At 58.7% G+C, this 25584-nt stretch carries 19 protein-coding genes; 13 read left to right on the top strand and 6 right to left on the bottom strand.

Annotated features, from left to right (window positions below; all coding sequences use genetic code 11):
• Positions 1 to 32: 32 nt before the first annotated feature.
• Positions 33 to 1337, top strand: coding sequence for a nucleotide sugar dehydrogenase (locus EY643_RS07250; protein ID WP_152661574.1), 1305 nt, complete (start codon positions 33 to 35; stop codon positions 1335 to 1337).
• Here the strand turns inward: EY643_RS07250 and EY643_RS07255 are convergent, their stop codons facing one another.
• Positions 1338 to 2870, bottom strand: a complete 1533-nt coding sequence (locus EY643_RS07255; RefSeq protein ID WP_205743171.1) for an FMN-binding glutamate synthase family protein — start codon at positions 2868 to 2870, stop codon at positions 1338 to 1340. It lies immediately after the preceding gene.
• Between the two features lie 152 nt (positions 2871 to 3022).
• Between EY643_RS07255 and EY643_RS07260 the strand changes: the two genes are divergently transcribed.
• Both EY643_RS07260 and leuD read left to right on the top strand, forming a co-directional pair.
• Positions 3023 to 4474, top strand: coding sequence for a 3-isopropylmalate dehydratase large subunit (locus EY643_RS07260; protein WP_240732851.1), 1452 nt, complete (start codon positions 3023 to 3025; stop codon positions 4472 to 4474).
• Complete coding sequence (gene leuD, locus EY643_RS07265) at positions 4471 to 5091, top strand: 3-isopropylmalate dehydratase small subunit (RefSeq protein WP_240732852.1); 621 nt, start codon at positions 4471 to 4473, stop codon at positions 5089 to 5091. Before EY643_RS07260 ends, leuD begins: the two co-directional genes overlap by 4 nt.
• A gap of 16 nt (positions 5092 to 5107) precedes the next feature.
• Here leuD and EY643_RS07270 read toward each other — a convergent pair whose 3' ends face one another.
• Entirely contained in the window at positions 5108 to 6304 is a 1197-nt protein-coding gene (locus EY643_RS07270) for a CaiB/BaiF CoA transferase family protein (RefSeq protein WP_152661575.1), read from the bottom strand.
• Between the two features lie 74 nt (positions 6305 to 6378).
• Between EY643_RS07270 and EY643_RS07275 the strand changes: the two genes are divergently transcribed.
• The 4 genes from EY643_RS07275 to EY643_RS07290 are packed head-to-tail and all read left to right on the top strand — an operon-like array spanning position 6379 to position 11936.
• Positions 6379 to 7317: a hydroxymethylglutaryl-CoA lyase gene (locus tag EY643_RS07275; RefSeq protein WP_152661576.1), complete on the top strand. Its 939-nt coding sequence runs from the start codon at positions 6379 to 6381 to the stop codon at positions 7315 to 7317.
• A gap of 13 nt (positions 7318 to 7330) precedes the next feature.
• Positions 7331 to 8749 (top strand): wax ester/triacylglycerol synthase domain-containing protein, encoded by a 1419-nt coding sequence (locus tag EY643_RS07280; RefSeq protein WP_152661577.1) that lies wholly within the window; start codon positions 7331 to 7333, stop codon positions 8747 to 8749.
• Positions 8750 to 8766: 17 nt separating this feature from the next.
• Positions 8767 to 10311, top strand: a complete 1545-nt coding sequence (locus tag EY643_RS07285) for an AMP-binding protein (RefSeq protein WP_152661578.1) — start codon at positions 8767 to 8769, stop codon at positions 10309 to 10311.
• 17 nt (positions 10312 to 10328) lie between these two features.
• Positions 10329 to 11936, top strand: coding sequence for an alpha/beta fold hydrolase (locus EY643_RS07290; protein ID WP_152661579.1), 1608 nt, complete (start codon positions 10329 to 10331; stop codon positions 11934 to 11936).
• Here the strand turns inward: EY643_RS07290 and EY643_RS07295 are convergent.
• From EY643_RS07295 to mnmC, 3 genes are read right to left on the bottom strand one after another with little or no spacing between them, the layout of a single operon-like run.
• Complete coding sequence (locus EY643_RS07295; protein ID WP_152661580.1) at positions 11933 to 14872, bottom strand: insulinase family protein; 2940 nt, start codon at positions 14870 to 14872, stop codon at positions 11933 to 11935. The genes EY643_RS07290 and EY643_RS07295 overlap by 4 nt on opposite strands.
• 34 nt (positions 14873 to 14906) lie before the next feature.
• Positions 14907 to 15689: a glutaminyl-peptide cyclotransferase gene (locus EY643_RS07300; RefSeq protein WP_152661581.1), complete on the bottom strand. Its 783-nt coding sequence runs from the start codon at positions 15687 to 15689 to the stop codon at positions 14907 to 14909.
• The gene (gene mnmC, locus EY643_RS07305; RefSeq protein WP_152661582.1) at positions 15689 to 17722 is read right to left on the bottom strand and encodes a bifunctional tRNA (5-methylaminomethyl-2-thiouridine)(34)-methyltransferase MnmC2/FAD-dependent 5-carboxymethylaminomethyl-2-thiouridine(34) oxidoreductase MnmC1; all 2034 of its coding nucleotides are present in this window, start codon (positions 17720 to 17722) and stop codon (positions 15689 to 15691) included. The genes EY643_RS07300 and mnmC overlap by 1 nt, the downstream gene beginning before the upstream one ends.
• A gap of 140 nt (positions 17723 to 17862) precedes the next feature.
• Here mnmC and EY643_RS07310 point away from each other — a divergent pair, with 140 nt between their 5' ends.
• Positions 17863 to 18366, top strand: coding sequence for a hypothetical protein (locus EY643_RS07310; RefSeq protein ID WP_152661583.1), 504 nt, complete (start codon positions 17863 to 17865; stop codon positions 18364 to 18366).
• Here the strand turns inward: EY643_RS07310 and EY643_RS07315 are convergent.
• Positions 18355 to 18834 carry a MaoC family dehydratase gene (locus tag EY643_RS07315; RefSeq protein ID WP_152661584.1) on the bottom strand — a complete coding sequence of 160 codons (480 nt, stop codon included), beginning with the start codon at positions 18832 to 18834 and terminating at the stop codon, positions 18355 to 18357. The genes EY643_RS07310 and EY643_RS07315 overlap by 12 nt on opposite strands.
• Before the next feature lie 79 nt (positions 18835 to 18913).
• Between EY643_RS07315 and hrpA the strand changes: the two genes are divergently transcribed.
• The 5 genes from hrpA (at position 18914) to EY643_RS07340 (ending at position 25578) form a co-directional block, all read left to right on the top strand.
• Entirely contained in the window at positions 18914 to 22654 is a 3741-nt protein-coding gene (gene hrpA, locus EY643_RS07320; RefSeq protein WP_152661585.1) for an ATP-dependent RNA helicase HrpA, read from the top strand.
• Between the two features lie 154 nt (positions 22655 to 22808).
• Complete coding sequence (locus EY643_RS07325) at positions 22809 to 23192, top strand: HvfA family oxazolone/thioamide-modified RiPP metallophore (RefSeq protein ID WP_152661586.1); 384 nt, start codon at positions 22809 to 22811, stop codon at positions 23190 to 23192.
• Positions 23193 to 23248: 56 nt separating this feature from the next.
• Positions 23249 to 24043 (top strand): HvfB family MNIO-type RiPP peptide maturase, encoded by a 795-nt coding sequence (locus tag EY643_RS07330; protein WP_476729743.1) that lies wholly within the window; start codon positions 23249 to 23251, stop codon positions 24041 to 24043.
• Positions 24040 to 24795: an HvfC family RiPP maturation protein gene (locus tag EY643_RS07335; protein ID WP_152661588.1), complete on the top strand. Its 756-nt coding sequence runs from the start codon at positions 24040 to 24042 to the stop codon at positions 24793 to 24795. Before EY643_RS07330 ends, EY643_RS07335 begins: the two co-directional genes overlap by 4 nt.
• Positions 24796 to 24855: 60 nt before the next feature.
• Positions 24856 to 25578: an MlaA family lipoprotein gene (locus EY643_RS07340; RefSeq protein ID WP_240732853.1), complete on the top strand. Its 723-nt coding sequence runs from the start codon at positions 24856 to 24858 to the stop codon at positions 25576 to 25578.
• The last annotated feature ends 6 nt before the right edge of the window (positions 25579 to 25584 follow it).

The following is a 25584-nucleotide window of genomic DNA, read 5'->3' on the forward strand; positions in this document are numbered from 1 at the left end:
CCGTAGGGCACCCTCCAGATTTTGAGACAATAATGTATAAAACGGCAGCAGTTTTAGGGCTGGGCTATGTTGGCCTGCCGGTGGCGGTGGCTTTCGGCCGGCACATGCGAACCATCGGTTTCGATTTGAATGAGTCGCGGCTGGCGCGATACCGCGCGGGGGAAGACCCCAACGGCAGCGTCACACCGGAGGAGCTTGCGGCAGCATCTCAACTCGAGCTCACTAGTGATCCGGCGAGCCTTGCCGAGGCGGACATTATCCTGGTGGCGGTACCTACACCCATCGACGATGCCCGGCGGCCCGATCTCAAACCTTTGCATGGCGCCTGCGTCACTGTCGGCCTGCATATGTCCGCGGGCGCCACGGTTGTGTTTGAATCCACCGTGTATCCGGGCTGTACCGAGGAATACTGCGTACCGCTGCTGGAGAAGTCATCGGGTATGGTCTGGGCAGGCCGGGAGGAGGCCAGTGGCGACGCATTCCATGTGGGCTATTCGCCAGAGCGTATCAACCCGGGTGATACCGAGAACCGGCTTGAGACCGTGGTGAAAGTTGTCGCTGGCGATACGCCAGACACGCTGGAAAATATTGCCCGGTTTTATGAGCAGGTGGTCAGCGCAGGGGTTCACCGTGCGCCAAGTATCAAAGTGGGCGAGGCTGCCAAAGTGATCGAGAACAGCCAGCGTGACCTCAACATTGCTCTCATGAACGAGCTCGCGCTAATTTTTAATCGCCTTGAAATTGACACTCAGGATGTCCTCGAAGCTGCTGGAACCAAGTGGAACTTTCTCCCTTTCCGCCCCGGACTGGTGGGCGGCCACTGCATAGGCGTCGATCCTTACTATCTCACCTACAAAGCGGAGGCGGTCGGTCATCATCCGCAGGTGATTCTCGCTGGGCGTCAGACCAACGACGATATGGCAAAATTTGTAGCGGAACAGACCGTGAAGCAGCTGCTGCGTCAGGGGCGGTCTCCGGATACTGCGCGCATCGTTGTGCTCGGCTTGGCTTTCAAAGAGAACTGCCCGGATATTCGCAATTCCAAGGTAGCGGATATTGTCGCGGAACTGCGCGATTACCAATGCCAGGTGCTGGTGCACGATGCACTTGCAGACGCCTCCGAGGCGCAGGCTGAATACGGTATTGAGCTATCTTCCTGGCAAGATCTGCCCCCGGCAGACGCTCTCGTTCTGGCAGTGCCCCACGCCGAATATATGTGCCTGGGAGAACAGGCCATCGCCGAGCTATTGTCACCGGGCGGTATCGTGATCGACGTCAAGTCGCGGCTCGATCGGGCCGTGCTGGACCAGCTGAATATTCCTGTCTGGCGGCTCTAGTCAGCTTGCGTCCGCACGCTGGTACTGTGGCAGCGGCTGGGCGATAGGATAGAGTTCTTCCAGCGGCTGCGGCATCCCCATTTCGTCAATCACCTGAGCGTGGCTGCGGTCGAGTTCAGCCGGTTCTGCAACGCCGCAGGAGTGCGAGATGATCTCCACCTCGTGCATCAAATTCTGTGCATAGCTGGCGACCCTGCGGGCTTTATTGGCTGGGTCCAGCCCTTTTTGAAGGTCTTCATCGTGAGTAGTGATCCCCGTGGGGCAGGTATTTTTGTTGCACTGCAGAGCCTGAATGCAGCCTAGCGAAAACATAAAGCCGCGTGCTGAATTCACCGTGTCGGCTCCAAGGCATAAAGCCGCGGCAACCCCTGACGGATTCACCATCTTGCCCGAGGCTATAACCCGCACTCGCTGGCGCAGACCGTACGCCACCAGCTTGTCGACGACCAATGGCAGGCTGCGGCGCAGCGGCAGGCCCATATAGTCGATCAGGCTTTGCGGTGCTGCGCCAGTACCACCGTCGGCACTGTCTACAGTGATAAAGTCGGGAGCGTACTCCATTCCCCGCGCCTGAATGCGCTGACAGAGTTCGTCGAGCCAGGCCGCCTGGCCAATCACAGCTTTGAACCCTGTTGGTTTGCCGGTGACATCGCGCACTCGGTGCACCATGTCCAGTAATTCGTCGATAGAGTTGATGTCCGGGTGGCGGTTCGGGCTCAGCGAGTCTTCGCCCGCTGGAATGCCCCGGGTGGTGGCGATGACATCGGTGACCTTGGCACCGGGGAGAATGCCTCCCTTGCCGGGCTTGGCGCCTTGCGACAATTTTATTTCAAATAATTTCACTTGCGGGTGTGCAGCGATAGCGCGCAACTTCTCGTCATCGAGCTTACCCTGCTCATCGCGAACGCCGTACTTGGCTGTGCCGATCTGAAACACAATGTCGCAGCCTCCTTCGAGGTGGAACGTCGATATCGCGCCTTCTCCCGTGTTCAGCCAGATGCCTGCCTCGGCGGCGCCAGCTGATAACGCACGAATGGCCGGCGCTGACAGTGCGCCAAAACTCATGGCGGAAATATTGAAGAACGAGCGAGTTCGATAGGGGTTGCGAGCCTGCCCCTCGCCAAAAACAATTTCGCTGCGCGATTTGATCTCTTCTTCCAGCGGCGGAAATAATCCGTTGAGAAACAGAAAATCCCCCGGCTGGTTGAGAGGGTGGGTGGAGCCGAAAGCCACGGTTGAGTCCAGGTTCTTGGCTGCGCGGTACACCCAGCTGCGTTGTGCTCTATTGAACGGCAGTTCCTCTCTATCCAGAGCAAAGAAGTACTGCCGGAAAAACTCTCCGAGGTGTTCGAAGAAATAGCGGAAGCGACCGATCACCGGGTAGTTGCGCCGAATAGTTTGTTGCCGCTGGGTGACATCGACGATGTACATGTAGATCACTGCCAGGATCAGCACGAGTACGCTGAAGGCAATTAGCAGGGCACTGATTTCAAAGAAAGTCAGGGTGAAGGCTTTGAGCCGGTCCATTTCCATGTCGGGGGTTGCTCCCAGCGAGTGTCCGTCCAGTCTAGGCTGCGGCAGGGGAGAGTGCTAGCGTCGATCGCGAGGCGTTTCGCTGTTTTAGATATAATGCTATATTAATATAACAATTGCTGGTGCTCTCCCAATCACGCCGGTGGCAGCCGATGGATCCCAGCAAGCCCACTTCCAAGGAACAACCACGTATCGCAATGGCTGCAACTCTATTCGACAAGCTCTGGCAGGAACATCTGGTAGAGACCCAGCCCGATGGCACCGATCTAATCTATATTGACCGCGTATTCTTGCACGAGCGTACCGGTTCAATAGCACTTTCGAGCCTGCAGACCGATGCGCGCGAGGTGTTTTATCCCCAGCAGGTGTTTTGCTGCATGGATCATATTGTCGATACCTATCCCGAGCGCAGCGACGATACCACCATGCCCAGCGGGCGCGATTTTATCGTCGCCACCCGCGAGGGCGCCCAGGCGGCAGGCCTGACCCTGTTCGATCTGGATGACCCGCGGCAGGGGATAGTGCATGTCGTGTCGCCGGAGCAGGGCATTGTTCAGCCCGGAGCCACACTGGTCTGCCCGGATAGCCACACCTGCACTCAAGGTGCGCTCGGCGCATTGGCCTGGGGCATAGGGTCCAGTGAGGCCGAGCATGCACTGGTCACCAAGACGCTGCGAGTGAAGAAACCCAGCAGCATGCGTGTGCGCTTTGAGGGTACATTGCCGGTCGGTGTGACCGCCAAGGACATGATTTTGCGTTTAATCGCCAGCCATGGAGCCAGTGGTGGTAGTGGCCATGCCGTGGAGTTTGCTGGTGAAGCCGTGGCCGCGCTTTCCATGGAAGGGCGCATGACGCTGTGCAATATGGCAGTGGAGTTTTCTGCATTTACCGGCATCATCGCCCCGGACGAAAAAACTATCGCCTATCTCGAAGGGCGTCCCTATTCTCCCTCGGGTGAATTCTGGGACGCTGCCTGTGAATACTGGGCCGGCCTGCACAGTGACGACACGGCTGAATTTGATAGTGAAATAGTTATTGATTGCTCAACGCTTGAGCCGCAAGTGACCTGGGGAACCAGCCCTCAGCACTCGGGTGATATTTCCGCCGCAGTGCCTGCCGCTGAAACAGATGACCCGGTTGATAGCGCCAGCCGGCGCAAGGCGCTGGACTATATGGCCTTGCAAGCGGGTGATGCTATCGCCGGGCAGGCCATCGATTGTGCCTTCATTGGTTCTTGTACCAATGCACGCATCAGTGATTTACGCCTCGCGGCGCAGGTGCTTGCAGGGCGCAAGGTAAAAGAGGGTATACGCGCAATCTGCGTACCGGGCTCCATGCTGGTGAAAGCCGCCGCAGAGGCCGAGGGCCTGGACAAGGTCTTTCGCGATGCTGGTTTTGAGTGGCGCGCCTCGGGTTGTTCCATGTGCTTTTTCGCCGGTGGCGAACACTTTGGTTTCCAGCAGCGCGTGGTCAGCACAACCAATCGGAATTTCGAATCCCGCCAGGGGCCACAGACCCGCACTCATCTCGCCAGTCCCGCTACGGTAGCAGCGTCAGCGGTGACCGGGGTGATTACTGACCCGAGGGAGATGTTGGCAGGATGATGGACAAATTTACCCAGCACCGCGGCGTTACGGCGCCGATCCTGCGCGGCAATGTCGACACCGATGCGATTATTCCCTCGCGTGAAATGAAGCGTGTATCCAAGCAGGGTTTGGGCGAGGGTATGTTCGCTGGTTGGCGTTATACCGAAGTGGGTGGCCGAGAGGTCAATCCGGATTTCATTCTCAATCAGGCCGAGTATGCCGGAACCAGTATTCTTTTGTCAGGCCCTAACTTCGGTTGTGGCTCGTCCCGTGAACACGCTGTGTGGGCGCTGAAGGAATACGGTATTCGGGCGATTATCGCCCCGAGTTTTGGCGCTATTTTTGCAAACAACTGCATCCGCAATGGCCTCTTACCGCTGGTGCTGAATGAGGAGTCAGTGGCCCATCTCGCGGCGTGGGTGGAGCAGGATCCCGTGGCTAACCAGGTATTGGTAGATTTGCCTGCGCAAACGGTTTTCGCGGGAGAGGGCGGTTACGCTTTTGATATTGATGCCGGGGCCAAACGTATGCTGGTCGAAGGTCTGGATGCAATCGCACTCACCCAGACCCGCTGGGAAGTGATTGAGGCGTTTCATCAACAGCGACAGCAGCGCCGGCCCTGGTTGTACTGCTAGCCGCAGCTGGAACAGTCTAGTCCGCGATCATTACGCCAGCGGCGACCAACTTCTCGACAGTCGCTGAGTCTATTCCCAGCGCCTCCAGGTGCTCGCGCGCACCCTGTCCGGGTTTGGGCAGGGCCTTGTGCATGCCGGCCTTCACGCCGTCAAATTCCACCGGTAGCGCGGGCAATTTAATGGTCTCCCCGTTGTTCAGGGTCACGTCCAACAGCGCCCCGGCATTCATATGTGGGTCGTCCACCAGGTCGATGGGCTTGTTGATCGGCGCGAAGGGAACACCGGCCCGGTCGAGGCTGGCCATGAGTTCATCCTTGGTCAGCGTTTCGAATCTGGCCTGGATGCCGGGAATCAGGGTGTCGCGCTGCGCCACCCGTTGATTATTGCTCTCCAGTTCGCTGTCGGCCGCCCACGCATCAAAACCGAATTCCTCGCAGAACCGTTTCCACAGGCTGTCGGAGACCACGCCGACGAAGACCCGGCCACCGTCCCCGGCACTGAAAATGTCATACACGGACCAGGCACTGCGACGCACGGTCATGGGCGGGGGTTCTTCGCCCAATACGCCCTGCTGGGCAATGTGCTGGCCGCACATAAAGGCGGTTGTTTCAAATAGTGAGCTGGTGATGTGCTTGCCCTTGCCTGTGGTGTGGCGCTCCTGGAGTGCGGCGAGGATGCCGATAACACCAAACATACCGCCGGTGATGTCGATCACCGAGCTGCCTGCACGCATGGGTTTGTCCGGCAGGCCCGTCATATAGGCCAGGCCACCCATCATCTGAGCCACTTCGTCCAGTGCTGTGCGGTGCTCGTAGGGCCCGGACAAAAAACCTTTCAGGGAGAGGTAGATCAAGCCGGGATTCGCCGCGCTTAAGGCGTCGTAGCCAAGGCCGAGTTTATCCATCGCGCCGGGGCGGAAGTTCTCGATCATGATGTCGCTGTTGGCAACGATCTCGCAGGCGGTCGCGAGGCCATCATCGGATTTCAGGTCCAGGCAGAGGCTCGACTTGTTGCGGTTGTACATGGCGAAGTAACCACCACCTGAGCCCTTCAGGCGGCGGGTGTTGTCGCCCTTGAGAGGCTCGATTTTGATCACTTCGGCACCGAGGTCGGCGAGCAGCAGGCCAGCGGTGGGGCCCATGACCATATGGGTGAATTCGGCGACTTTCAAGCCGGCGAGAGGCTTGGCCGGAGAGTGGGCTGGTTCTGCCATAGCTGGGGTGATCCTTGTTACTGCAGGGGTGGAAATGATAATATGATATATCAATATATCAAATGTCCCAAGTTATGACTAATTTCGACATCGAGATCAGCGAGGTCGGCCCTCGTGATGGCCTCCAGAGTATTTCTCCCATCATGCCCACCGAGGCGAAGAAAGCCTGGATTTCAGCGCTTGCGGCGGCCGGTGTTCCAGAAATAGAGGTCGGCTCCTTTGTGCCGCCCAGGGTACTGCCACAACTGGCGGATACTGCAGAGCTGGTAACCCATGCGAAGGCGATAGAGGGGGTGGCGGTGGCGGTATTGGTACCCAACTTACGCGGCGCAGAGAATGCCCTGAAAGTCGGGCCGGACAAGGTAACGATTCCCCTGTCTGTCAGCGAAACTCACAGCCTGAAGAACCTCAAGCGCACTCACGAACAGGTGTTGGACGAGGTACGGGGTATTCGCGCGGCGATCGACGCGCTGCCCGCGGCGAAGCGGCCGAAGCTGGAGGGCGGTCTGTCTACGGCCTTTGGCTGTACCCTCGAGGGCGTGGTACCCGAGGACAAGGTGATGGAGATGGCGGTTAAGCTCGCCGAGGCGGGCTGTGACGAGGTGGGCCTGTCCGATACCACGGGCTTTGCCAATCCGAAGCAGGTAACGACATATACCAAACGCATTCACGAACTGCTGGGCCCGCAGATGCTCACCGGTGTGCATTTACACAACACGCGTGGGCAGGGCTTCGCCAATGTTATGGCGGCGCTCGAAGCCGGCCTCACCACCATCGATGCGAGCATGGGTGGGATCGGTGGCTGCCCCTTTGCGCCTGGGGCCAGTGGCAATATCGTTACCGAAGACCTGGTGTTCCTGCTCGAGAGCATGGGGCTACGCACGGGAATTAATTTCGACAAGCTATTCGCTGCGCGTCAGGTACTGGCTCAGGCACTGCCTGAAGTAGAGCTCTACGGCTTTACACCCGAGGCGGGCCTGCCCAAGGGCTTTAGCCCGGCCACGCCGCAATAGAGGGAGAATTGGCATGGAGCAGCTCAACAGTATTGAACATATGTTCTTTGACATGGAGGCGGGAAACTTCAGCCTCGACGTCTCCAGCCTGCACTTTTACGACCCGGCCACGGCTCCCCGGGGCAAGGTCAGCTACCAACAGGTCTTCAATCGCTTTCGGGCCGGCGTTGACGCGGTGCCAGTGCTGCGCCGTAAATTGGTCACGGTCCCGTTTGGGGTAGATCATCCTTACTGGGTCGATGATGCGGAGTTCGATCTGGCCAATCACCTGGAGCACATTGAGCTGGAGGGTGATGGCGACTGGGCGCAATTAATGGAAGTCGTCGCCGCGCTTTTCGCGCGCGATATTCCGCGCGCCAAGCCGCTGTGGTTCGGCGCCATTATCACCGGAATTAGTGGCGTCGAGGGCCTGCCTGAGAATGGCTACGCCATGTTCCTGAAAATGCACCACGCAGCCATCGATGGCGCGTCTGGTCGCGCTATCCAGGAAGCGATTCACGATATGAAGCCCAAGGGCGTGCGCAAGCCTGGCGAAGTTGCCGAGTGGGGCGGTGAAGAAGCGCCTTCACGGCTTAAGCTACTGGCTAAGGCCTACCCGAATAATCTCCGTAAACTGATTCTGGCGGGGCGCGCGATGGTCAAGGCTGTGCCCGCACTTGTTAGAGAGGGCTCGGCCAATAGAGACCCTGCTGCCGACGGCGATTCTGGCGGCTTGTTGCTGCCCGAAACCGTGTTCAATCCCAAGCGGAGTGGCGGAGGTTTGCGAATCGATGGAGCCATGTTTCCGCTGGCGGATATCAAGGCCATGCGGAGCTTGGCAGCTGGAGCGACACTGAACGATGTGGTGTTCGCGATTATCGCCGGTGCTATGCAGCGCTATATGGAACTCTATGGCGACGTGCCGGCGCAGCCGTTGATCGCCGGTATGCCGATGGACGTGCGCGGTGAAGGTGACGAGAATGCCAAGGTCATGGTGACGGCGCTGATGTCCAGGCTTTACACCAATATCGATGATCCCATAGAGCGCCTGGTCCTGACCCACGAGAGCAATAAGGCCGGCAAGGATTCACTGTCGATTCGGGCGGCCCGACCGATGATGGGCGTGTTGGAGCACACGCCTCACCTGGCGTTGTCGCCGCTCATCCGCGCCAGTGCCTGGCTTGCCGAGCGCAGTAATTTCATTCCCATGCACACCTTGATTACTAACGTTCCCGGTATCCCTGTTCCTATTTATCTTGCCGGTGGCCGTATGGTGGGTTTGATGGGGGTGGTCCCGGTGGCCGGTCGCACGGGCCTGACTCATGCGGTGTTTTCGACTCCGGAAACCCTGTCGATAACGATGACCTGTGACAAGGCGGTCATGGCGGATACGCGCGATTATGTAGACTGTTTGCAGGCATCCTACGATGAGTATCTTGCGCTGCTGGACTAGCGAATTGGAGGGTCATAATGAGTGATATGCTGGCAGGGCAGGGTGCTGAGACAGCGGGCGACTTCTCGGTCGATTGGCTGGTTTATCACGCCACCTATACCGGTGATTATCTCGCGGCGGTCGACCTCGATACTGGCCGTGAATTTACCTACCGCGAGTTCTACAATCGCATCACCCGTGTCGCCGGCGGACTGAACCGTCGATTCAAGATCAACAAGGGCGACCGGGTTGCGGTATTGGCCCACAACTCCACAGATTTCTTCGAAATACTCTTCGCATGCTGGGAAATCGGCGCCATTTTCGTACCGCTCAACTGGCGCTTGGCCGGACCGGAACTGGCGCATATTTTGGGCCACTGCGAGCCCTCGCTGCTGATTGTCGATGAGGAGTTCGAAGAAAAACTAGAGGGCATTTCCACGCCACGTATTGTGCGTCGAAGCGGTGCTGAAGAATCTGATTACGAGGCGCTGATTCGCAACAGTACGCCGGATTTCGACAAGCAGGCAATCAAGGTGGAGGATGTAGCGATGCTGATCTACACCTCCGGAACCACCGGAAACCCCAAGGGGGTTATCCACAATTTTCATATGGTGCGCGACACCATTATTCACGCTGCCCAGCACGGCGAGGTGAACATTCGCACTCGCTCGCTCAGCTCTGCCCCTCTGTTTCACGTGGCAGGGCTCAATGGCTTTGCGATGCCCCTGTTTCACTATGGCGGCACGATTTTCATGATGCGTAATTGGGATCCCGCCCGGGCGATGGCTTATCTGGAAGACCCGGAGTTGGGGATAACTCACATGTTGGGCGTGCCCATCCAGTACCAGATGCTGGCGGAGCAGCCTGGTTTTGCCTCGGCAAAATTTCCCAGCCTGCGTGTGGCTGGTGTCGGCGCTGCGCCCGTACCCCGTTCATTGCTGGAAACCTGGCAAGCCAAAGGCGTGGGTCTCTCCCAGAGTTATGGCATGACCGAAGCCTTTTCGGTGGCGTTTCTGCCCGCGTTTATGGCCGAGAAAAAATTGGGCTCCGCAGGGTTCAGGGTCATGCATACCCAGATCCAGATCGGCGATGAGAATGGTGAAGAGCTGCCCGCCAATCAGGTGGGGGAGGTCCAGATTCGTGGAGCGGCGGTCACTCCAGGCTACTGGAATGATCCCGACGCCACGTACAAGGCATTTATTAACGGCTGGTTCCGCTCCGGCGACGCCGGCCGCATGGATATCTCCGGTGCTGTCTATATCGTGGATCGCTACAAGGACATGTTTATCTCCGGGGGTGAAAACGTGTATCCCGCAGAAGTGGAGAACGCGCTGCTCAGTCATCCTGAGGTCGCTCGCGCGGCGGTGATTGGCGTAGAGGACACGCGCTGGGGCCAGACCGGCCTCGCGGTGATATGCCTTGCCGCAGACAGTGACCTCGGTGAAGAGGCAGTGCGTGACTATTGCCGTGAGCGCCTGGCGGGTTACAAGGTGCCGGGCCATGTGCGCTTTGCCGATGAGTTGCCCATGTCCCCCCAGGGTAAAGTGCTAAAACAGGTATTACAGGAGCGCTATGCGCTGTAAACGAAGAGGTAACCCCAATGGCCGTTATTAAAGATCTCCTGCGGCTGCAAACCGATATCGCTGTCACCGCGGGTGAGATAGCGCTTTCGCGGTTGACCCGTAAGCGGCTGCTGCGCAAGATCCCCCGGGGGGAGGGGCAGTTGGTCATGTTGCTGCCGGGGTATATGGCGGGTGATGACTCGATGAACTGGCTGCGCGACGTGCTGCGCGATGCCGGGTTTGATGCCCACTGCTGGGGGCTGGGCCAGAATCGAGGTTTTCAGGGTGAGTCGGGCGAGGCCCACGTGGAGGAGATGACTGCTCGCATTATCGAAAAGGTGCGCAAAATAAGTGGCGCCAGTGGTGCGAAAGTGGCGTTGGTGGGTCAGAGCCTGGGGGGGCTGTACAGTCGCGAAACAGCCATGCGCTACCCTGACGAAATCGACCGAGTGATCACCCTGGGGTCGCCGACGATCCATCCCTATATCAGCGACGACCAGAACAGTTTTGTGACCCGCATCGCGAGCCGCAAGGCCGAGGCGGGGTTCCGTTTTTCCATTACCGGTAAACAGGGTTTCCTGCACTGGGGGGCGCGACAGCCCGAGTTGCCCATGGTGGCCATCTGGAGCCCTATTGATGCTGTCGTGTTCAGCCAGTCTGCGCGTATCCCCGACTACATTGTCCAGTTGTCCCAGGCACCCGCGATTCGCGAGAATCTGCGCCTCGTATGCTCCCACTCAGGCATGGCGTTCAACGAGGCCGTTGTGACTGCGGTGGCGGACAGGTTGGCGGAGCCGGTCGATCAATGGCAGGCTTTTGACGCAGTAAAGTACTTCCCCCGCTGGAGCATTGAGCTGGTCGAGCAGGCGTTCGGCAACCGTCTGTTTCATGAGTTCATCTATGCCGACTGGCGCCAGGAAGTCGTACGACCGCGCCCGGAAATTCGCGATATCGAAGATGACCAACCGCTGTTACTCAAAAGACTCCGCCGTGATCACAATGATTTTTACCAGCTTTACGCCATGATCGAGGAGTCGCTGGCCGACGGTAGTTTTGACGAAGAATCAGATTACTTACTGCTGGCAGACGTGGCGCGTTTCATGACCGATTATCTCGACCGCTGCCATCATCCGCTGGAAGAATTTGTGTTTCAGGAGGTGCTTAAGTTCCATCCTGAATCCGCTCATAGCCTCGAGGCATTAGAGCGCGAACACAGCAAGATCGCCAAGCACGGAGCGCTGTTGCTCCAGCAGGTAGAAAACGCCTGTGATCCCGGCATCAAGGGCAGGCCAGATCGCCTGCTCGTGCGCTGGCGCAAGTTCTGCGAGACATTGCGCTCCCATGTAGAGCTGGAAGAGACTGTGCTGTTTCCTCAGGCAATGACACATATCCCGGCAAGAGCGTGGACCATTGTCCAGCGCGATTGGAACCTGCGCGAGGATAGCGCAGAGAGCCCGCTGTCAGATGTGGGTGTGGGAGAGGAGTTCAGGCACCTGTTTGAGTACCTGAGCTACGTGGCGAATCGCGATCGTCGCCCAGAGGGATTTGGTGACAACCGCGTATTAGGGCGCTATCTCGATTCGGTGGTTTTCCTGTCAGAGAAACTGGACGGCGCCCTCGAGCGCCGCCAATCCTCTTCGAACTAGAGTTCCTGAACGACCAGGCCCAGCTTCGCCCGTAGCTCCTCTGTGGGTGTAAGTTGTGCGCTATTGCTCACTACTGCAGTGCTGGCCTGCTCGGGCTTGAAGTAGGTTTCGCCAACCCGCAGTAAGTCGTCCATGCTCACTGCGAGAATACGTTCGCGGAACAACTCTCGTTGCGCGTGGGTGCGGCCAAACAGGCGATTGTGGAAGTGTTGTTTGGCCTCTCCCGCCGGGGAGCTGGGTTTGTCCAGGCTGCCTATCACGCCGAGGATCGCTTCCTCGAGAGCGCGTCCGTCATGCCCGCCCTGTAGCAGCCAATCGATGGCTGCGTCGAAATCGTCCAGCGTTTCGACAAGGCGTGGATCGCGATAGGAATAGAAACGGAACGCTGCGGAACCTGAGTCCTGGGAGGCGCCGCCGCCATAGGCTCCGCCTTGTTCGCGAATGGTCCGATGCAGATAGCCGTTGCGCAGGAAACCGCCGAGTACTGAAAGCGAAGCTGCATCGTCGTGGCCGACAGGCACTGTCGGGTAAGCCCGGGCGCAAAAGTTGACCTGGGTATTTGTCACCCAGAATTCGTTGCGCTGCTCGCGCAGTTTTTTGAAGCTGAGGGTGTCGCTGGCAGCCTGACCTAGCTGGCCGTAGCTGGCGGTGAGTTCGTCAGCCAGACGTTCCACTTCCTGCGGTTCTGCCACCAGCAGCAGATCGGCTGGCATATCGCGTACACCGCTGTGGATGGACGCCAAAGTGGCGCTGAACTTTGCCAGTTCTCCCTCGTCCTTGAGTGCTTCATCCAGCTTGCGCAGGCGACGAATTCCGGCCAGTCCGGTGAGTTCGTGATTGAGATTGGCTAGCGGGCTCATGCCGGCACAGGCCGCGGCCATAGCCAGTCCGTGGCCATTGCCGGTGATCGATTGCTCGCGGCGAGCGCGCTGCTGGCTGACCAGGTCGCGGAGCCTCTCGTGCTCGTCGAAGCGCGCGGTGTTCAGGGTGTCGCGCATCAACGCTGTTTGCGCCCGGGCATTGCGCAGCAGTGCTTTGGAGGAGAGTACGAAGTGCGCTTTCACCTCCTGTTCGTTGTCTACTTCACCGCGCATGGAGGTAAATGCGTTTATCGCACCGACATCTGACGACTGGCGGTGTTGGGTGTCGAGATAACTTGTTCCACCGATCCCGAGCTCAGTGAGGAAACTGGTATACAGCGGCAGAACAGCGCGCTGTTCTTCGTTCAGGGCCGGCAGCGCCAGCACCAACTGCTGGTAGACCAGGCCATTGGTGCCCTGGCCGTATCGAGTGGTATTCAGGCCGTGCAGATCCGACTCCGCGAACTCCACGTCGGGGAAGGCGGCGGGGACGTCGGCCAGTTCGACCTTGGGCAGGATGCTCTCGTCGTCGACACTCTGCTGGCGCTCCACCAGATCGGCCGCGAGCTTGACGGTGGCCGCCTTCTGCTCTTCGCTCATACCAGATTTGATGTCTGCCAGGCGTGCGGCTTCTTCTTCCACCTTGCGTGCCGAAAGGCCCTTGTCGGGTTCCACGACCAGGGTCACCCGGTGGGTATTTTCCAGCAAGAGTTTGCGGGCAAGGCCTTTGATGTAGTCGGGGTTTTCGATCTTGCTGCGCAGGGATTCGATGACTGGATCGAGGTCCATTGCGGCGATCGGGTCGGCGTAGTGGGTGGCGGATCCCAGCGCCTGTAAGATCAGGTGCAGGCCGTAGGGATAACTATCGCCGCTCACTTCGCGTTGGTGTAATTCAAGCTGGTGTAACACGGCTTCCAGGCGCTCAGCGGCGACACCCTCGGCGGCCACTTGTTCGATAATGGCTAACACCATGGCTTCGAAGGCATCGGTGTGTTCAGCTTCGCTTCCTTCAATGCCACAAACAAACACCATTTCACGCATGGATTCTTCGAGCCCGCATAGCGGGGAAGGTGCCTGGCCCAGCTCAGTTGTCTCAAGAGCGTGCTGCAGCGGTGATGCACTGTTCTCCAGCAGCACGCTGGAGAGCAACTGCGCCTCCAACATGGCCTCCAGGTCACTACTCTCGCCGAGCATCCAGCCCATCACCAGATGTGTTTTGGCACTGGTGTCGGTGTTGTCGTCAAAGGCGTAGCTATTCTTCACCCGCAGAGGAGCGGAGAGGCGCTGCTCTGGTTTTACCTCAATGCGCTGTTCGAGGCGCTGGAAGCGACTCAGTGCACGCTCTTCAAAGACGGCCTGGTGCTCTGCGGCCGGTATGTCGCCGAAGGTCATGAAGATCGCGTTGCTAGGGTGATAGTGGCTCTCGTAGAAGGCCTTTAACTGCTTATAACTGAGATCGGGAATGTTCTCCGGTTCTCCGCCGCTGTTGTAGTGATAGGTGCTGGAGGGAAACAGCTGCTGGCAGAACTGCTGCCAAAGGGTGCTGCTCACGGAACTCATCGCGCCTTTCATTTCATTGAAAACAACGCCTTTGAAAACCAGTTCGGTATTCGGGTCATCGGGCGTGGCAAACTCTACCCGGTGGCCTTCCTGGGCGAAATCCAGTGGGTCCAGGCGGGAGAAGAACACGGCGTCCAGATATACATCGAGCAGGTTGTTGAAGTCTTTGCGGTTCTGGCTTGCAAAGGGGTAGGCGGTCCAGTCTGAACTGGTGAAAGCGTTCATAAAGGTGTTCAGCGAGCGCCTGAGCATCATGAAGAACGGGTCGCGAACGGGATAGCGTTCCGAGCCACACAGGGCTGTGTGTTCGAGAATATGGGCGACACCGGTGGAGTCCTCAGGCACGGTGCGCAGGGCCACCAGGAACACATTTTCGCTGTTGTCGGCGGCCATGTGGTAGTGCACGGCGCCGGTCTCGCGGTGACGATATTCCTGAACCTTGAGGTTGAGGGAATCGATGGCCTGTTCGCGCACGGGTTCGAAGGCCGCGTGGGCGTGGGGCAGGGGGTTACTCATTCGCTATCTCGGTATATGGGGTAGGGGCGCTATTCTAGCGCGATTCTTGCTCGCTGGGGTGGGGCACCAGCTCAATTTGATAGAGCCATGGCCACCGTTTACCGGTCACCCAGATTGCACCGTTTTCCGGGTTGCGGGCGATGCCATTGAGCACATCTGTATTGGGTTTACGCTCAGCGGTGGGTAGCAGACCATCAAGGCTAATGTTGGCGGTTACCTCACCGGTGTCGGGAGAGATAATGACGATGCGATCGGTCTGGTAGATATTGGCCCACACCTTGCCATCTATCCACTCGAGTTCGTTCAAGTGGTTCACCGGTACGCCCGCCATTGTGACGGCAACGGAGTGTTGCTTGCCGGGTTTCCCGGGGGTGATGAAGTGCAGGTGGTGGCCGCCGTCGGTGTAGATTAAGTGCTCACCATTGGTGGTGAGGCCCCAGCCCTGGCCGCTGATAGGGTGCCATTTGATGGGTTTGAGTGTTTCAAAGTCGAATTCGAGCATCATGCCAGCGCGCCAGGTGAGCTGGTAAAGCTTGTCGTCGAGGCGGGTGATCCCCTCGGCGAACAGGCGAGGGTTTAGCCGCTGTTCCTGTTCCAGCGCCATGGTTTCCAGATCGTAGCGGCGCAGTTTGGATTTACCGTACTCGCCGGCGCTGAGGTAGAGCTTGCCCGCGTGAATCTCCAGACCCTGAACATAGTTCGCGCGGTCGTTTGGCTTTTTGTCGAGCACGCGATAGCTGAACTGCTCCACGGCCAGGCTCAGAGATGAAAACTGTGACGCGAACAGGCAGACCAGAAGCGTGAGGATAGGTCGCATTAGATCCGGCCTCGCGCCAGGTCGCGCACCAGGAAACGGGCGGGAGACAATGCTCGTTGTAACTCCCGGCTCATCGGTATTGGCTCCTCACAAATCTGGCTCGCCAGTATTTCGGCGACCAGGGGCGTCGAGCTCAGGCCACGGGAACCGTGGGCGGTGTTGACGTACAAATCGGTCATATAGCTTCCGAGAGCGGGGATAGTCTGTTTGGCATTCTTACGCAGCCCGGCGTAGTCGTGCAAGAAGGCGTCGCGCGCGGGCACCGGGCCGGCGATCGGCAGGTAGTCCGGACTGGCGCAGCGGAAACCCACACGGCCACTAATGTGTTCGACGTCGATGGCTGCGATCAGTTCCCGCCAACGGGGTACAGCACTGGCCAGGCGCTCCAGGTTTTGACGATGATCGTCGTGGCGCAGGGAGGTTTCGCTGTCCTTCAGATTGAAGGTTGCGCCGATGCAGTGTTCGCCATTGCGAGCCGGCGCGATATAGCCCTCGTGGCAAAAGCCCGCGCGCAGGGTGTCGAACTGGCTGTTGGCTGGAAGATGGCTGGTCTGGCCACGAATAGCCTGGGTAGGCAGCCATTCCAGGCCCTCAAAACGGCTTGCGGCGGTCCCTGTGCAAATAATTGCAAGGCTGCCTGTTGCGATAGCCTCTTGGCCGTTGCGAGCCGTCCAGTGATCAAGCTCGCGGACGAGTGATAGTGCTCCGCAATGTTCTATCAGCTGAATGTTGGGGTGGTCCAGGAGCGCAGTGCAAACCGAAGGCGGACGCAGCCAGCCGGAGGCCGGGAACCAGTAACCGCCCTCGCGCGGGCGTACGCCCAGCAGGGATTCGGCCTCTTCTGGTTCAAGGACGGCGGCGAGCTGGGGCAGGGACTTGAGTTGCTCTGCGAGTAGAGCACGCTCGTCTGCATCTGACTGCTGGTGGAAGCTGCCGCAGAGCTCTCCGTCCACACCCGCGCAGAGACGGCCGTTGGCAAACAGCCCGCGATACAGCGCAGCAGCGCAGGTAAAACTCTGCAGGGCAAAATCGGTCAGGACCGAGTGGCGCCGCGAAAGACGAGTGTAGAGAATACCCTGCTCGTTGCCCGAGGCCTCGCCAGCGAGGGCGCCAGCGTCGAGCACTTTTACCACCAGGCCCCTTCGAGCGAGGGCCGCTGCAGTGCTGCAACCCGCCAGGCCCGCGCCAATCACCAGCGCCGTCTTCGGTGTGAGTTGAGGCGACGGGTTCAACAACTCGTGCGGTGATTTGCGCGGTAAGTCCCAGGGAGTGTAATCGTGAGTGGGTGCCTCAACGGCGTGCGCCAGTGATCCTCGGAGGCACTCGCGCTTGTGGCCGAAGCCCGGTGCTTTCTCCACCTGAAATCCACAGTCCTGCAAGCCGCGTCGCACATGCCCCGCGGCAGTGAAGGTGGCGAAGCTAGCGCCTTGTCGACTGGCGGCGGCAATCGCCCTGTAAAGCTCCGGCCGCCACATCGCCTCATTGCAGGCAGGGGCAAAGCCATCGAGAAACCAGGCGTCGATCGAGGGCCCAGTGCTGGCGATGTCTGGCAGTGCTGCGGCGACATCTTCCCACCACAGGTCCAGGGTCACCTGGCCATCGTCGAGAATCACCCGGTGCTGTCCAGGCAGAAGATCGGGCCAATGGGCCAGCAGGCTTTCCGCCAGAGGTGCGAGCGATGGCCAGGTCGCCAGTGCGCGCTCCAGATCGGCTCGCAGCAGTGGGAACATCTCGACCGAGACGTAGTGCAGGCGCGGGCGTGGCTGGGGTAGCCCCCGCCACAGTTGCCATGTGAGCAGAAAATTCAGGCCGGTCCCGAAGCCGGTTTCCCCGATGCAGAAGCTACCGCGATCGCCATTGACCAGGCGCTCGGCGAGCTTATTGCCCTCGAGGAATACGTGCGTGCTCTCCGCGATTCCGTCTTCACGCGAGTAGTAGACATCGCCGAACGTGGAGGAGAGTGGATCCCCTTCGTCGGTCCATTCCAGTTGGGCGGGAGTGACCGGCGCCCACGGTGTGTTCTCGCGGTTCACTGGCCTGGGTTCACATTGGTGGGAATGGGGCTTTGCATGGCGCCGGGAATCATATCAGAGGCCCCGTTCAAAGGCAGGGTTTTCGTTGCTCGAGATCGCCTCTGGCAGTAGACTTGCAGCTCTTTTCAGCCGAGGTAAATATGGCAGACCTACAGAATCAATCCATCGAGCGCGACAAGTTCCTGACGATGGCAATTAACCTCCTGCACCGGGCGTTCATCGAGGCGCCGCGCACGGACGCGAAGAAACTCTATAAGGAAGTGGCAGCGGGTAAAATTATTGGCCTGACCAACGTGGAGATGGAAGACAAATCCAAGGTTCGGTTCGATATCTCTCTGGATCACAGCGAGTACGCGGGCAACCTGAACTACAGCGCGTTTCGTGCCAGCCTTGCAACGCTGCTGAGCAACCTGGTCAAGGCCATACAGGACGGGCAAAAAATCCCGTCTTTCACAGCGCAGAACCAGCCGACCAACCAGATCATCGGTATCACCGGCGTGACGGTTGAAGAGGGCGTGCCGTCAGTGATGGTGTTGTCAGTACAAACCCACGAGCGCAAGGCCGCGGTAATGTTGCGTCCGATGTATCTGGATTATGAACAGTTTCAGCGCTCCCAGGCCGCGGGTGGAGAACTACCCGCCTGACAGGCTAACTTCGGGCGTAGCCGGCTTCGGTAGGCTCTCCTTCTCTGTCGGTGCTGTGACGACCGAGGTGCCGGTCAGCACAAGCTTGTCGTCCTGGTTGTAGACCTTGTTGGCGAGCGTGAGGGTTTTACGCCGGTCGCTTTTTTCGGTCACTTCCAGCTCTACCCTGACTTCATCACCGATCTTCACCGGCAGGCGAAACTTCACCGATTGTTCCAGGAAAATGCAGCCAGGGCCCGGCAGTACATTGGCCAGGGCGCCGGACACGATGGATGCCGTGAGCATGCCGTGAGCGATACGCTCACCAAAGCGTGTTGTGGCCGCGTATTCAGGGTCGAGATGGAGTGGATTTATGTCGCCGGAAGCCACGGCGAAGAGCTGGATGTCCAATTCGGTCACCTGCTTGGAGTAGCTTGCGGTCTGGCCTAGGGTAATTTCGTCGTAGGTGAAGTTGGTAAGCGTATTCATGGGGTTCTCTCTCGGCTGAGGGCCAGAGCATAACCCGGGACGCGGCTTCGCCGCCACGACAACAAGCTCGAGAGGGAGCATGACAGACTCACCGGGGGCGCTCCCCGACCTACAGATCGAATACCCGGAAGCACTTCCCGTCACCCAGCGCAGGGAGGAAATTGCGCGCGCCATTCGGGAAAACCAGGTTGTGATCGTCGCCGGGGAGACCGGCTCGGGCAAAACTACCCAGTTGCCCAAAATCTGCCTGGAATTGGGGCGCGGCCGCAAGGGTCTTATCGGTCATACGCAGCCACGACGCCTGGCAGCGCGCACGGTGGCCCAGCGGATAGCCGAGGAACTCAAGGGTGAGCTGGGGCAGCTCGTGGGTTACCAGGTGCGCTTTACGGACAAGGTCTCCGACGATACCGCCATCAAGCTGATGACCGACGGAATCCTGCTCGCCGAAATCCAGCGCGATCGCCTGCTGCGCCGCTACGACACGATTATTATCGATGAGGCGCATGAGCGCAGCCTCAATATCGATTTCTTGCTTGGGTACTTCAAGCAACTCCTGCCACAACGCCCCGACCTGAAACTGATTATCACCTCGGCGACCATCGACGTGGAGAGCTTTGCGCGTCACTTCGACGGAGCCCCTGTGGTCGAGGTGTCCGGTCGCACTTTTCCGGTGGACACTCATTACCTGGAGGCAGAGCCCGCCGATGGCGAGGACTTGCCGCAGCGCATCGTCTCGCTGGTGCAAGAAATTGATGCCGGTAGTTATGGCAAACGCGGCGATGTGCTGGTGTTCCTGTCAGGCGAGCGGGATATTCGAGAGACGGCCAAGTCCCTGCGTCAGGACACCGAGCTGGATATCCTACCGCTCTATGCCCGGCTCAGTGCGGCGGAGCAAAACCGGGTGTTCAACCTCTCAAGTCGCCGTGGGTTGCGGGTGATCCTCGCCACCAATGTGGCGGAAACATCGCTGACAGTGCCGGGGATTCGCTATGTCATCGACCCGGGTGAAGCGCGGATCAGCCGTTACAGTTATCGAACCAAGGTTCAACGTCTGCCGATAGAGCCGATTTCACAGGCGAGTGCCAACCAGCGCATGGGACGTTGCGGCCGGGTTGAGGAGGGGGTGTGCCTGCGCCTCTACAGTGAGCAGGATTTCCTCTCGCGGCCGGAGTTCACAGACCCCGAGATTCTTCGTACCAATCTCGCCGCAGTCGTGTTGCAGATGTTGATTCTCGGCCTGGGTGAGGTGGAGAATTTCCCCTTCATCAATCCGCCGGACCCGCGCCTGGTCCGCGATGGCTACAAATTGTTGGAGGAGTTGGGCGCGGTGACGCCAGATCGGGAACTCACCCAGGTGGGCCGACGCATGGCCCGGCTGCCGGTGGATCCTCGTCTGGGGCGTATGGTGCTGGCGGCAGGCGAGCTCGGCTGCCTGCCCGAAATTCTGGTGATTGCAGCGGCTTTGGCAGTCCAGGATCCGAAAGAGCGCCCGGCCGACAAGCAACAGCAGTCTGACCAGGCGCACGCTCGCTACCGCCACGAAAAATCCGACTTCCTGGGCTGGCTAAACCTGTGGCGCTATTATGAGGAGCAGCGTCAGGAGCTCAGCCAGAACCAGTTGCGCAAGCTGTGTAAAAAAGAGTTTCTTTCATTTATGCGTATGCGCGAGTGGCGGGATATCCACACCCAGCTCAGCATTGCCTGCCGCCAGCAAAAAATGAAGGCCACGTCGGAACTGCCCGAAGAGGAAAACTACCAGGGTGTTCATCGCGCTCTGCTGGCGGGGCTGCTAGGCAATATTGCTCAGCATCAGGAAGACAGGGAATACCTGGGCGCGCGCAATCGCAAGTTGCAGATATTCCCCGGTTCGGGTTTGTCGCGCAAACGCCCCAAGTGGATTGTGGCTGCGGAAATCGTGGAGACTAGCAAGGTTTTTGCTCGCACAGTGGCGGCTATCGATCCCCTCTGGGTGGTGGACATCAATCCCGCGCTGCTCAAGTATCATTACTACCAACCGCGCTGGCAGTCGCGCAGCGGGAGGGTGATGGCTTCGGAACGGCTCACTTTGTATGGGCTCACAATCGCGGATAAGCGCTCGGTGCATTATGGCCCGCTCGCTCCAGATGAATCTCGCGAGCTGCTTATTCGCGATGGCCTGGTGGCAGGCAAGTACCGCCAACATCCGGCATTTCTCAAGCACAACCTGCGTCTGGCACGTGAGGTAGAGGAACTGGAATCACGCACTCGTCGCCGCGACATCCTGGTGGATGAAGAAGTGATCTTTGAGTTTTACAACGAGCGCCTTCCGGACAACGCCTATACTGCCGGGCGATTGCAGTCATGGCTGAAGAAATCTCCGGAGAGAGGCGAGAGCCTGAAGCTCGCACGCGAACAATTACTGGCGCGCGACCCGGGCGGCGAGCTGGAAGACCAGTTTCCCTCGACCTTGACCTGGAACGATATGGAGTTCGCGCTCAGCTACCAGTTTGAGCCTGGCAAGGAAGCGGACGGTGTTTCGGTCACTGTGCCGGTCGCACTGCTCAATCGAGTGCCGCGGTTCCGCTTCGACTGGCTTGTTCCGGGGCTGTTGCGGGAAAAATGTATCGCCCTGGTGAAAAGCCTGCCCAAGGAGCAACGCAAGCGACTGGTGCCAGCCCCGGATTATGTCGACCGGGCACTGGCAGATCTTGTGCCGGATGACAGCGATCTGCTGATGGCACTGTCTCGCGCGATGGGACGTCTGGGTAATGTGCGTCTGGAACCGGCGGACTGGGCGGCGGAAAAGCTCGACGACTACTACAGGATGAATATCCGGGTAGTCGATGCCCAGGGGAAAATGTTGGCGCAGGGCCGCGAGCTGCAGTCCTTGATCAGCCGCTTCCGCGACGACACCCGCCAGAGTGTCGGCAAGGCAGAGACCGACTCGCCAGCGCGTATTGGACTCAAGCGCTGGGATTTTGGCGATGTCCCGCGCGAGTGGCGTTTCCGCCAGGCAGGGCAGGATATTGTGTCGTATCCGGCGCTTGTATCCGAGGGCGACAGTGCAGCGATCGAGCTGTGCGACTACCCGGCAGTGGCGCAGCAAAAGCACCGGCGTGGGGTGTTGCAGATGCTGCGTTTGCACAGCGCACAGCAGGTGAAGTATGTTCGCAAGCAATCGCTGCGCGGCAATGAATTCAACCTGGTGCTGGCGGGAGCGGGGCTGGACCGCGCGGCTCTGGCCGATGACCTGGTGGACGCAGCTTTTGCTCAAGCCATGTCCCTGGACAGTGACTTGCCCTATGGCGAGAGTGACTTCCAGGCGCGACTCAATCAGGGTAAGGGCGACGTCATCAGTCGAGCCAATGAAATCGAGGCGTCGTTACTGGCCGCTTTGAAGCCGTTGGCTGCGGCTCGGGCGAAGCTATCGTCAATCCCTACCGAGCGTTGGCCGGAGATCCGCAAGGATATCGATAGCCAGATGAAAGCACTGTTGGCCCCTGGCTTTCTGCGCGACACACCCGGCAGTTGGCTAAATCAGTATCCGCGCTATATGAAGGCGCTGCTCAACCGGGTTGAAAGGCTAAGCGGTCAGGTGGCGAAAGATCAGAAATATTGTGCCCTTATGGCGGATCTCACCGAGCCACTGACAGCGACTATGGCAATCAGGGAAGGCCTGCTTCAGGCCTGCCCGGCGGCTATGCAGTATCGATTTATGCTGGAGGAGTTTCGGGTATCTCTGTTCGCCCAGCACTTGGGAACGCGTCAGGCCGTGTCCGAGAAGCGTCTAGCTCAGCAGTGGGCGGAGGTGAAAAACTGGCTGGAAAACAACCCCCAGTGATCTATGGTTAGTGATGACTTGCAAAAAAAATGTAACAGGAATGAAACTTCCGCGTTCAAGCCAAGTCATAATCAGCACGCCACGGTGTGATAGGTGATATCGGTCTCCCTGGCGGCAACATTAAAATACTTGGATTACCACAGGGAAAATAACCATGTCACAGATTAAAAAACCTCTTGCAGCTGCTCTGGGCGCCGCGTTTCTGGCAACTGCGATCTCACCTCTGGCATCGGCCGAGGTGAACCCTTTCGCTTCTACCCAATTGAGCGGTGGCTATGACCTCGCGAGTTTTGACAAGCACAGCGAAGGCAAGTGCGGTGAAGGCAAGTGCGGTGGTGAAAAAGCCGAAGGCGAAGGCAAGTGCGGCGAAGGCAAGTGTGGCGGCGAGAAAAAAGCCGGTCATGAAGGCAAATGCGGCGAAGGCAAATGCGGTGGCGAAAAAGCTGCTGGCGAAGGTAAGTGCGGCGAAGGCAAATGCGGCGGCGACAAGAAGGCGTCCGGCGAAGGCAAATGCGGCGAAGGTAAGTGCGGCGGCTAATGCCATCGCAAGCAACAGAGTTCCGCGGTGCGGGACTCGGACTGAGGCGGGCCCTGTTGGGTCCGCTTTTGTCTATGGAGCAGGATTCGGTTGACTTCCTCGAAGTGGCACCGGAAAACTGGATCGGAGTAGGGGGCCGCTATGGCCGTCAGTTCCGCCAGATGGCTGAGCGCTATCCCGTGGTGTTGCACGGGCTCTCGCTTGATATCGGTGGTCCGGATGCCCTGGATACTGATCTGGTGACAGCTGTGCGCGGCCTGATGAATGAAATAGACGTGCCTCTCTACAGCGAGCACCTCACCTACTGCGCCGCCGAGGGGCATCTCTACGATTTACTGCCCATCCCCTTTACCGAGGAAGCGGTGCACTATGTCGCAGGCCGTGTGCGCCAGGTACAAGATATTTTGGGTGAACCCATCGCCCTGGAGAATGCCTCCTACTACGCCCAGCCCCACCGGGACATGAGCGAGGCCGAATTTATTCGCGCAGTTCTGGAAGAGAGTGGCTGCGACTTGTTGCTGGATGTAAACAACATTTACGTCAACAGCATCAACCACAATTACGATCCGATTCAATTTCTCGATTCATTGCCCCTGGAAAGGGCGCGCTACATTCATGTGGCGGGCCACTTCGACGAGGCGGATGACCTCAAGGTCGACACCCATGGAGCAGATGTGATTGATCCTGTCTGGGGCTTGTTGGCTGATGCCTACCGGCGTGTCGGGCCCTTGCCAACGTTGTTGGAACGCGATTTCAACCTTCCGCCTATCGCCGAGTTGCTGGCCGAGGTGGAGCGCGTGCGGGATACCCAACGAGAGAGTGGCTCGGCCCCTGAGGCGATCAGCGCATGACGACATCGACGCTGCGCCAGAGCCAGTTGCGCATGGCGAGTTACTTACGTGATCCGGAGAATGCGCCGGCGCCTGAGCAGGTCGAAGAGCGTCGCCTGAAAGTCTATCGCGACCTCATCTTCAACAATGTAGAGGGCTTTATCAGCGGCGGCTTTCCGGTGCTGCACAGCTTATACAGCGAACAGGATTGGGAGGGGCTGGTTCGCGGCTTCCTCGATGGGCATCGTTGCAGTTCTCCCTACTTTCTGGAAATTAGCCAGGAATTCATCCAATACCTGATGAATGAACATACCGCCAGACCCTGTGACCCTCCGTTTGTGGCTGAACTCGCCCACTACGAATGGGCAGAGTTGGCGCTGGATGTGGCTGAAGAGGAGCTGCCACCGCGAGTGGAAGTGGGTGACCTGGGCTCAGCCATGCTCATGCTTTCCCCGCTGGCCTGGGTGTTGGCCTATCAGTACCCTGTGCACCAGATCGGCCCTGGTTTTCAGCCGGAGGCCGCAGCCGAGCCCAGCTACCTTGTGGTGTACCGCAGCCGGGAAGATGAAGTGAAGTTCATTGAACTCAACGCTGCGACGGCGCGGCTACTGGAATTGATTCGCGACAACGAGCGAGAGCCTGCGAGCGCGGTTATCGGGCAGTTGGCTGGAGAGTTAGGTATGCCATTGGAAAATTTGCGCCAATTTGCACTCGATCAATTACAGCAGTTTGTGCACAGTGACGTGATTTTGGTCGCAGCTGGAGACATCTGATTTGCTTCCGTCCAAAGCCGGGCGTACCATTCTGCCTCATCGCCTAGAATTTTATTCATTATGAAACCCGCATATAGCCTGCTGTTGGCGCTGGTGCTTATGCTACCTCTCGCGTCGCTGGGCCAGGAAAAAGAGAAGAATATCGATCCTCTGGAATCGATAAACAGGCCTCTTTTCGCCATTAATAACACCCTTGATAAGTACCTGATGCGCCCGGTGGCGGTGGGGTATGACTGGGTAATGCCGACCTTCGCGAAACGAGGTGTGGGCAACATGTTTGCCAACATGTATGACTTCAACTCCGCGATTAACGGTGTCTTGCAGGGGCGATTCGCCGGCGCTGCCCAGGGTGGCGGCCGTTTTCTGATCAATAGCACCGTGGGTCTTGTGGGGCTGTTCGATGTGGCTACGCCCATGGGCATCTCTCCCTACCGCACAGATTTCGGTCACACGCTGGCAATCTGGGGGGTGGAGCAGGGCCCCTATGTGATGGTGCCATTCTTCGGCCCGCGCACCTTCCGCAGCGGTACCGGTACTATCGTCGACACCTACACGTCAGTGCCTACCTATATCGACAATGTGCCTCTGCGTAACTCGCTCTGGGCACTGGAACTTGTGGATGGCCGGGCACGCCTCCTGGCCGCGGACGAACTGCTTACCGGCGACCCCTATATCTTTGTTCGCGACGCCTATATCCAATCCCGACGGGCTTTCGTCAACGACGGTGTGGTAGAGGACAATTTCTCCGACTTCGGCAGCGAAGAAGACTGGGAAGAATTCTGACGGCCG

Source organism: Halioglobus maricola, assembly GCF_009388985.1.
GTDB lineage: Bacteria > Pseudomonadota > Gammaproteobacteria > Pseudomonadales > Halieaceae > Halioglobus > Halioglobus maricola.

Excerpts from the sequence above, each read along its gene's own strand:
- hrpA (WP_152661585.1), top strand. The coding sequence starts at position 18,914 with ATGACAGACTCACCGGGGGCGCTCCCCGACCTACAGATCGAATACCCG.
- EY643_RS07310 (WP_152661583.1), top strand. The coding sequence starts at position 17,863 with ATGGCAGACCTACAGAATCAATCCATCGAGCGCGACAAGTTCCTGACG.
- EY643_RS07295 (WP_152661580.1), bottom strand. The coding sequence starts at position 14,872 with ATGAGTAACCCCCTGCCCCACGCCCACGCGGCCTTCGAACCCGTGCGC.
- EY643_RS07290 (WP_152661579.1), top strand. The coding sequence starts at position 10,329 with ATGGCCGTTATTAAAGATCTCCTGCGGCTGCAAACCGATATCGCTGTC.
- EY643_RS07275 (WP_152661576.1), top strand. The coding sequence starts at position 6,379 with ATGACTAATTTCGACATCGAGATCAGCGAGGTCGGCCCTCGTGATGGC.
- EY643_RS07315 (WP_152661584.1), bottom strand. The coding sequence starts at position 18,834 with ATGAATACGCTTACCAACTTCACCTACGACGAAATTACCCTAGGCCAG.
- EY643_RS07270 (WP_152661575.1), bottom strand. The coding sequence starts at position 6,304 with ATGGCAGAACCAGCCCACTCTCCGGCCAAGCCTCTCGCCGGCTTGAAA.
- EY643_RS07260 (WP_240732851.1), top strand. The coding sequence starts at position 3,023 with ATGGATCCCAGCAAGCCCACTTCCAAGGAACAACCACGTATCGCAATG.
- leuD (WP_240732852.1), top strand. The coding sequence starts at position 4,471 with ATGATGGACAAATTTACCCAGCACCGCGGCGTTACGGCGCCGATCCTG.
- EY643_RS07255 (WP_205743171.1), bottom strand. The coding sequence starts at position 2,870 with ATGGAAATGGACCGGCTCAAAGCCTTCACCCTGACTTTCTTTGAAATC.
- EY643_RS07335 (WP_152661588.1), top strand. The coding sequence starts at position 24,040 with ATGACGACATCGACGCTGCGCCAGAGCCAGTTGCGCATGGCGAGTTAC.
- EY643_RS07250 (WP_152661574.1), top strand. The coding sequence starts at position 33 with ATGTATAAAACGGCAGCAGTTTTAGGGCTGGGCTATGTTGGCCTGCCG.
- EY643_RS07325 (WP_152661586.1), top strand. The coding sequence starts at position 22,809 with ATGTCACAGATTAAAAAACCTCTTGCAGCTGCTCTGGGCGCCGCGTTT.
- EY643_RS07340 (WP_240732853.1), top strand. The coding sequence starts at position 24,856 with ATGAAACCCGCATATAGCCTGCTGTTGGCGCTGGTGCTTATGCTACCT.
- EY643_RS07280 (WP_152661577.1), top strand. The coding sequence starts at position 7,331 with ATGGAGCAGCTCAACAGTATTGAACATATGTTCTTTGACATGGAGGCG.
- EY643_RS07300 (WP_152661581.1), bottom strand. The coding sequence starts at position 15,689 with ATGCGACCTATCCTCACGCTTCTGGTCTGCCTGTTCGCGTCACAGTTT.
- EY643_RS07285 (WP_152661578.1), top strand. The coding sequence starts at position 8,767 with ATGAGTGATATGCTGGCAGGGCAGGGTGCTGAGACAGCGGGCGACTTC.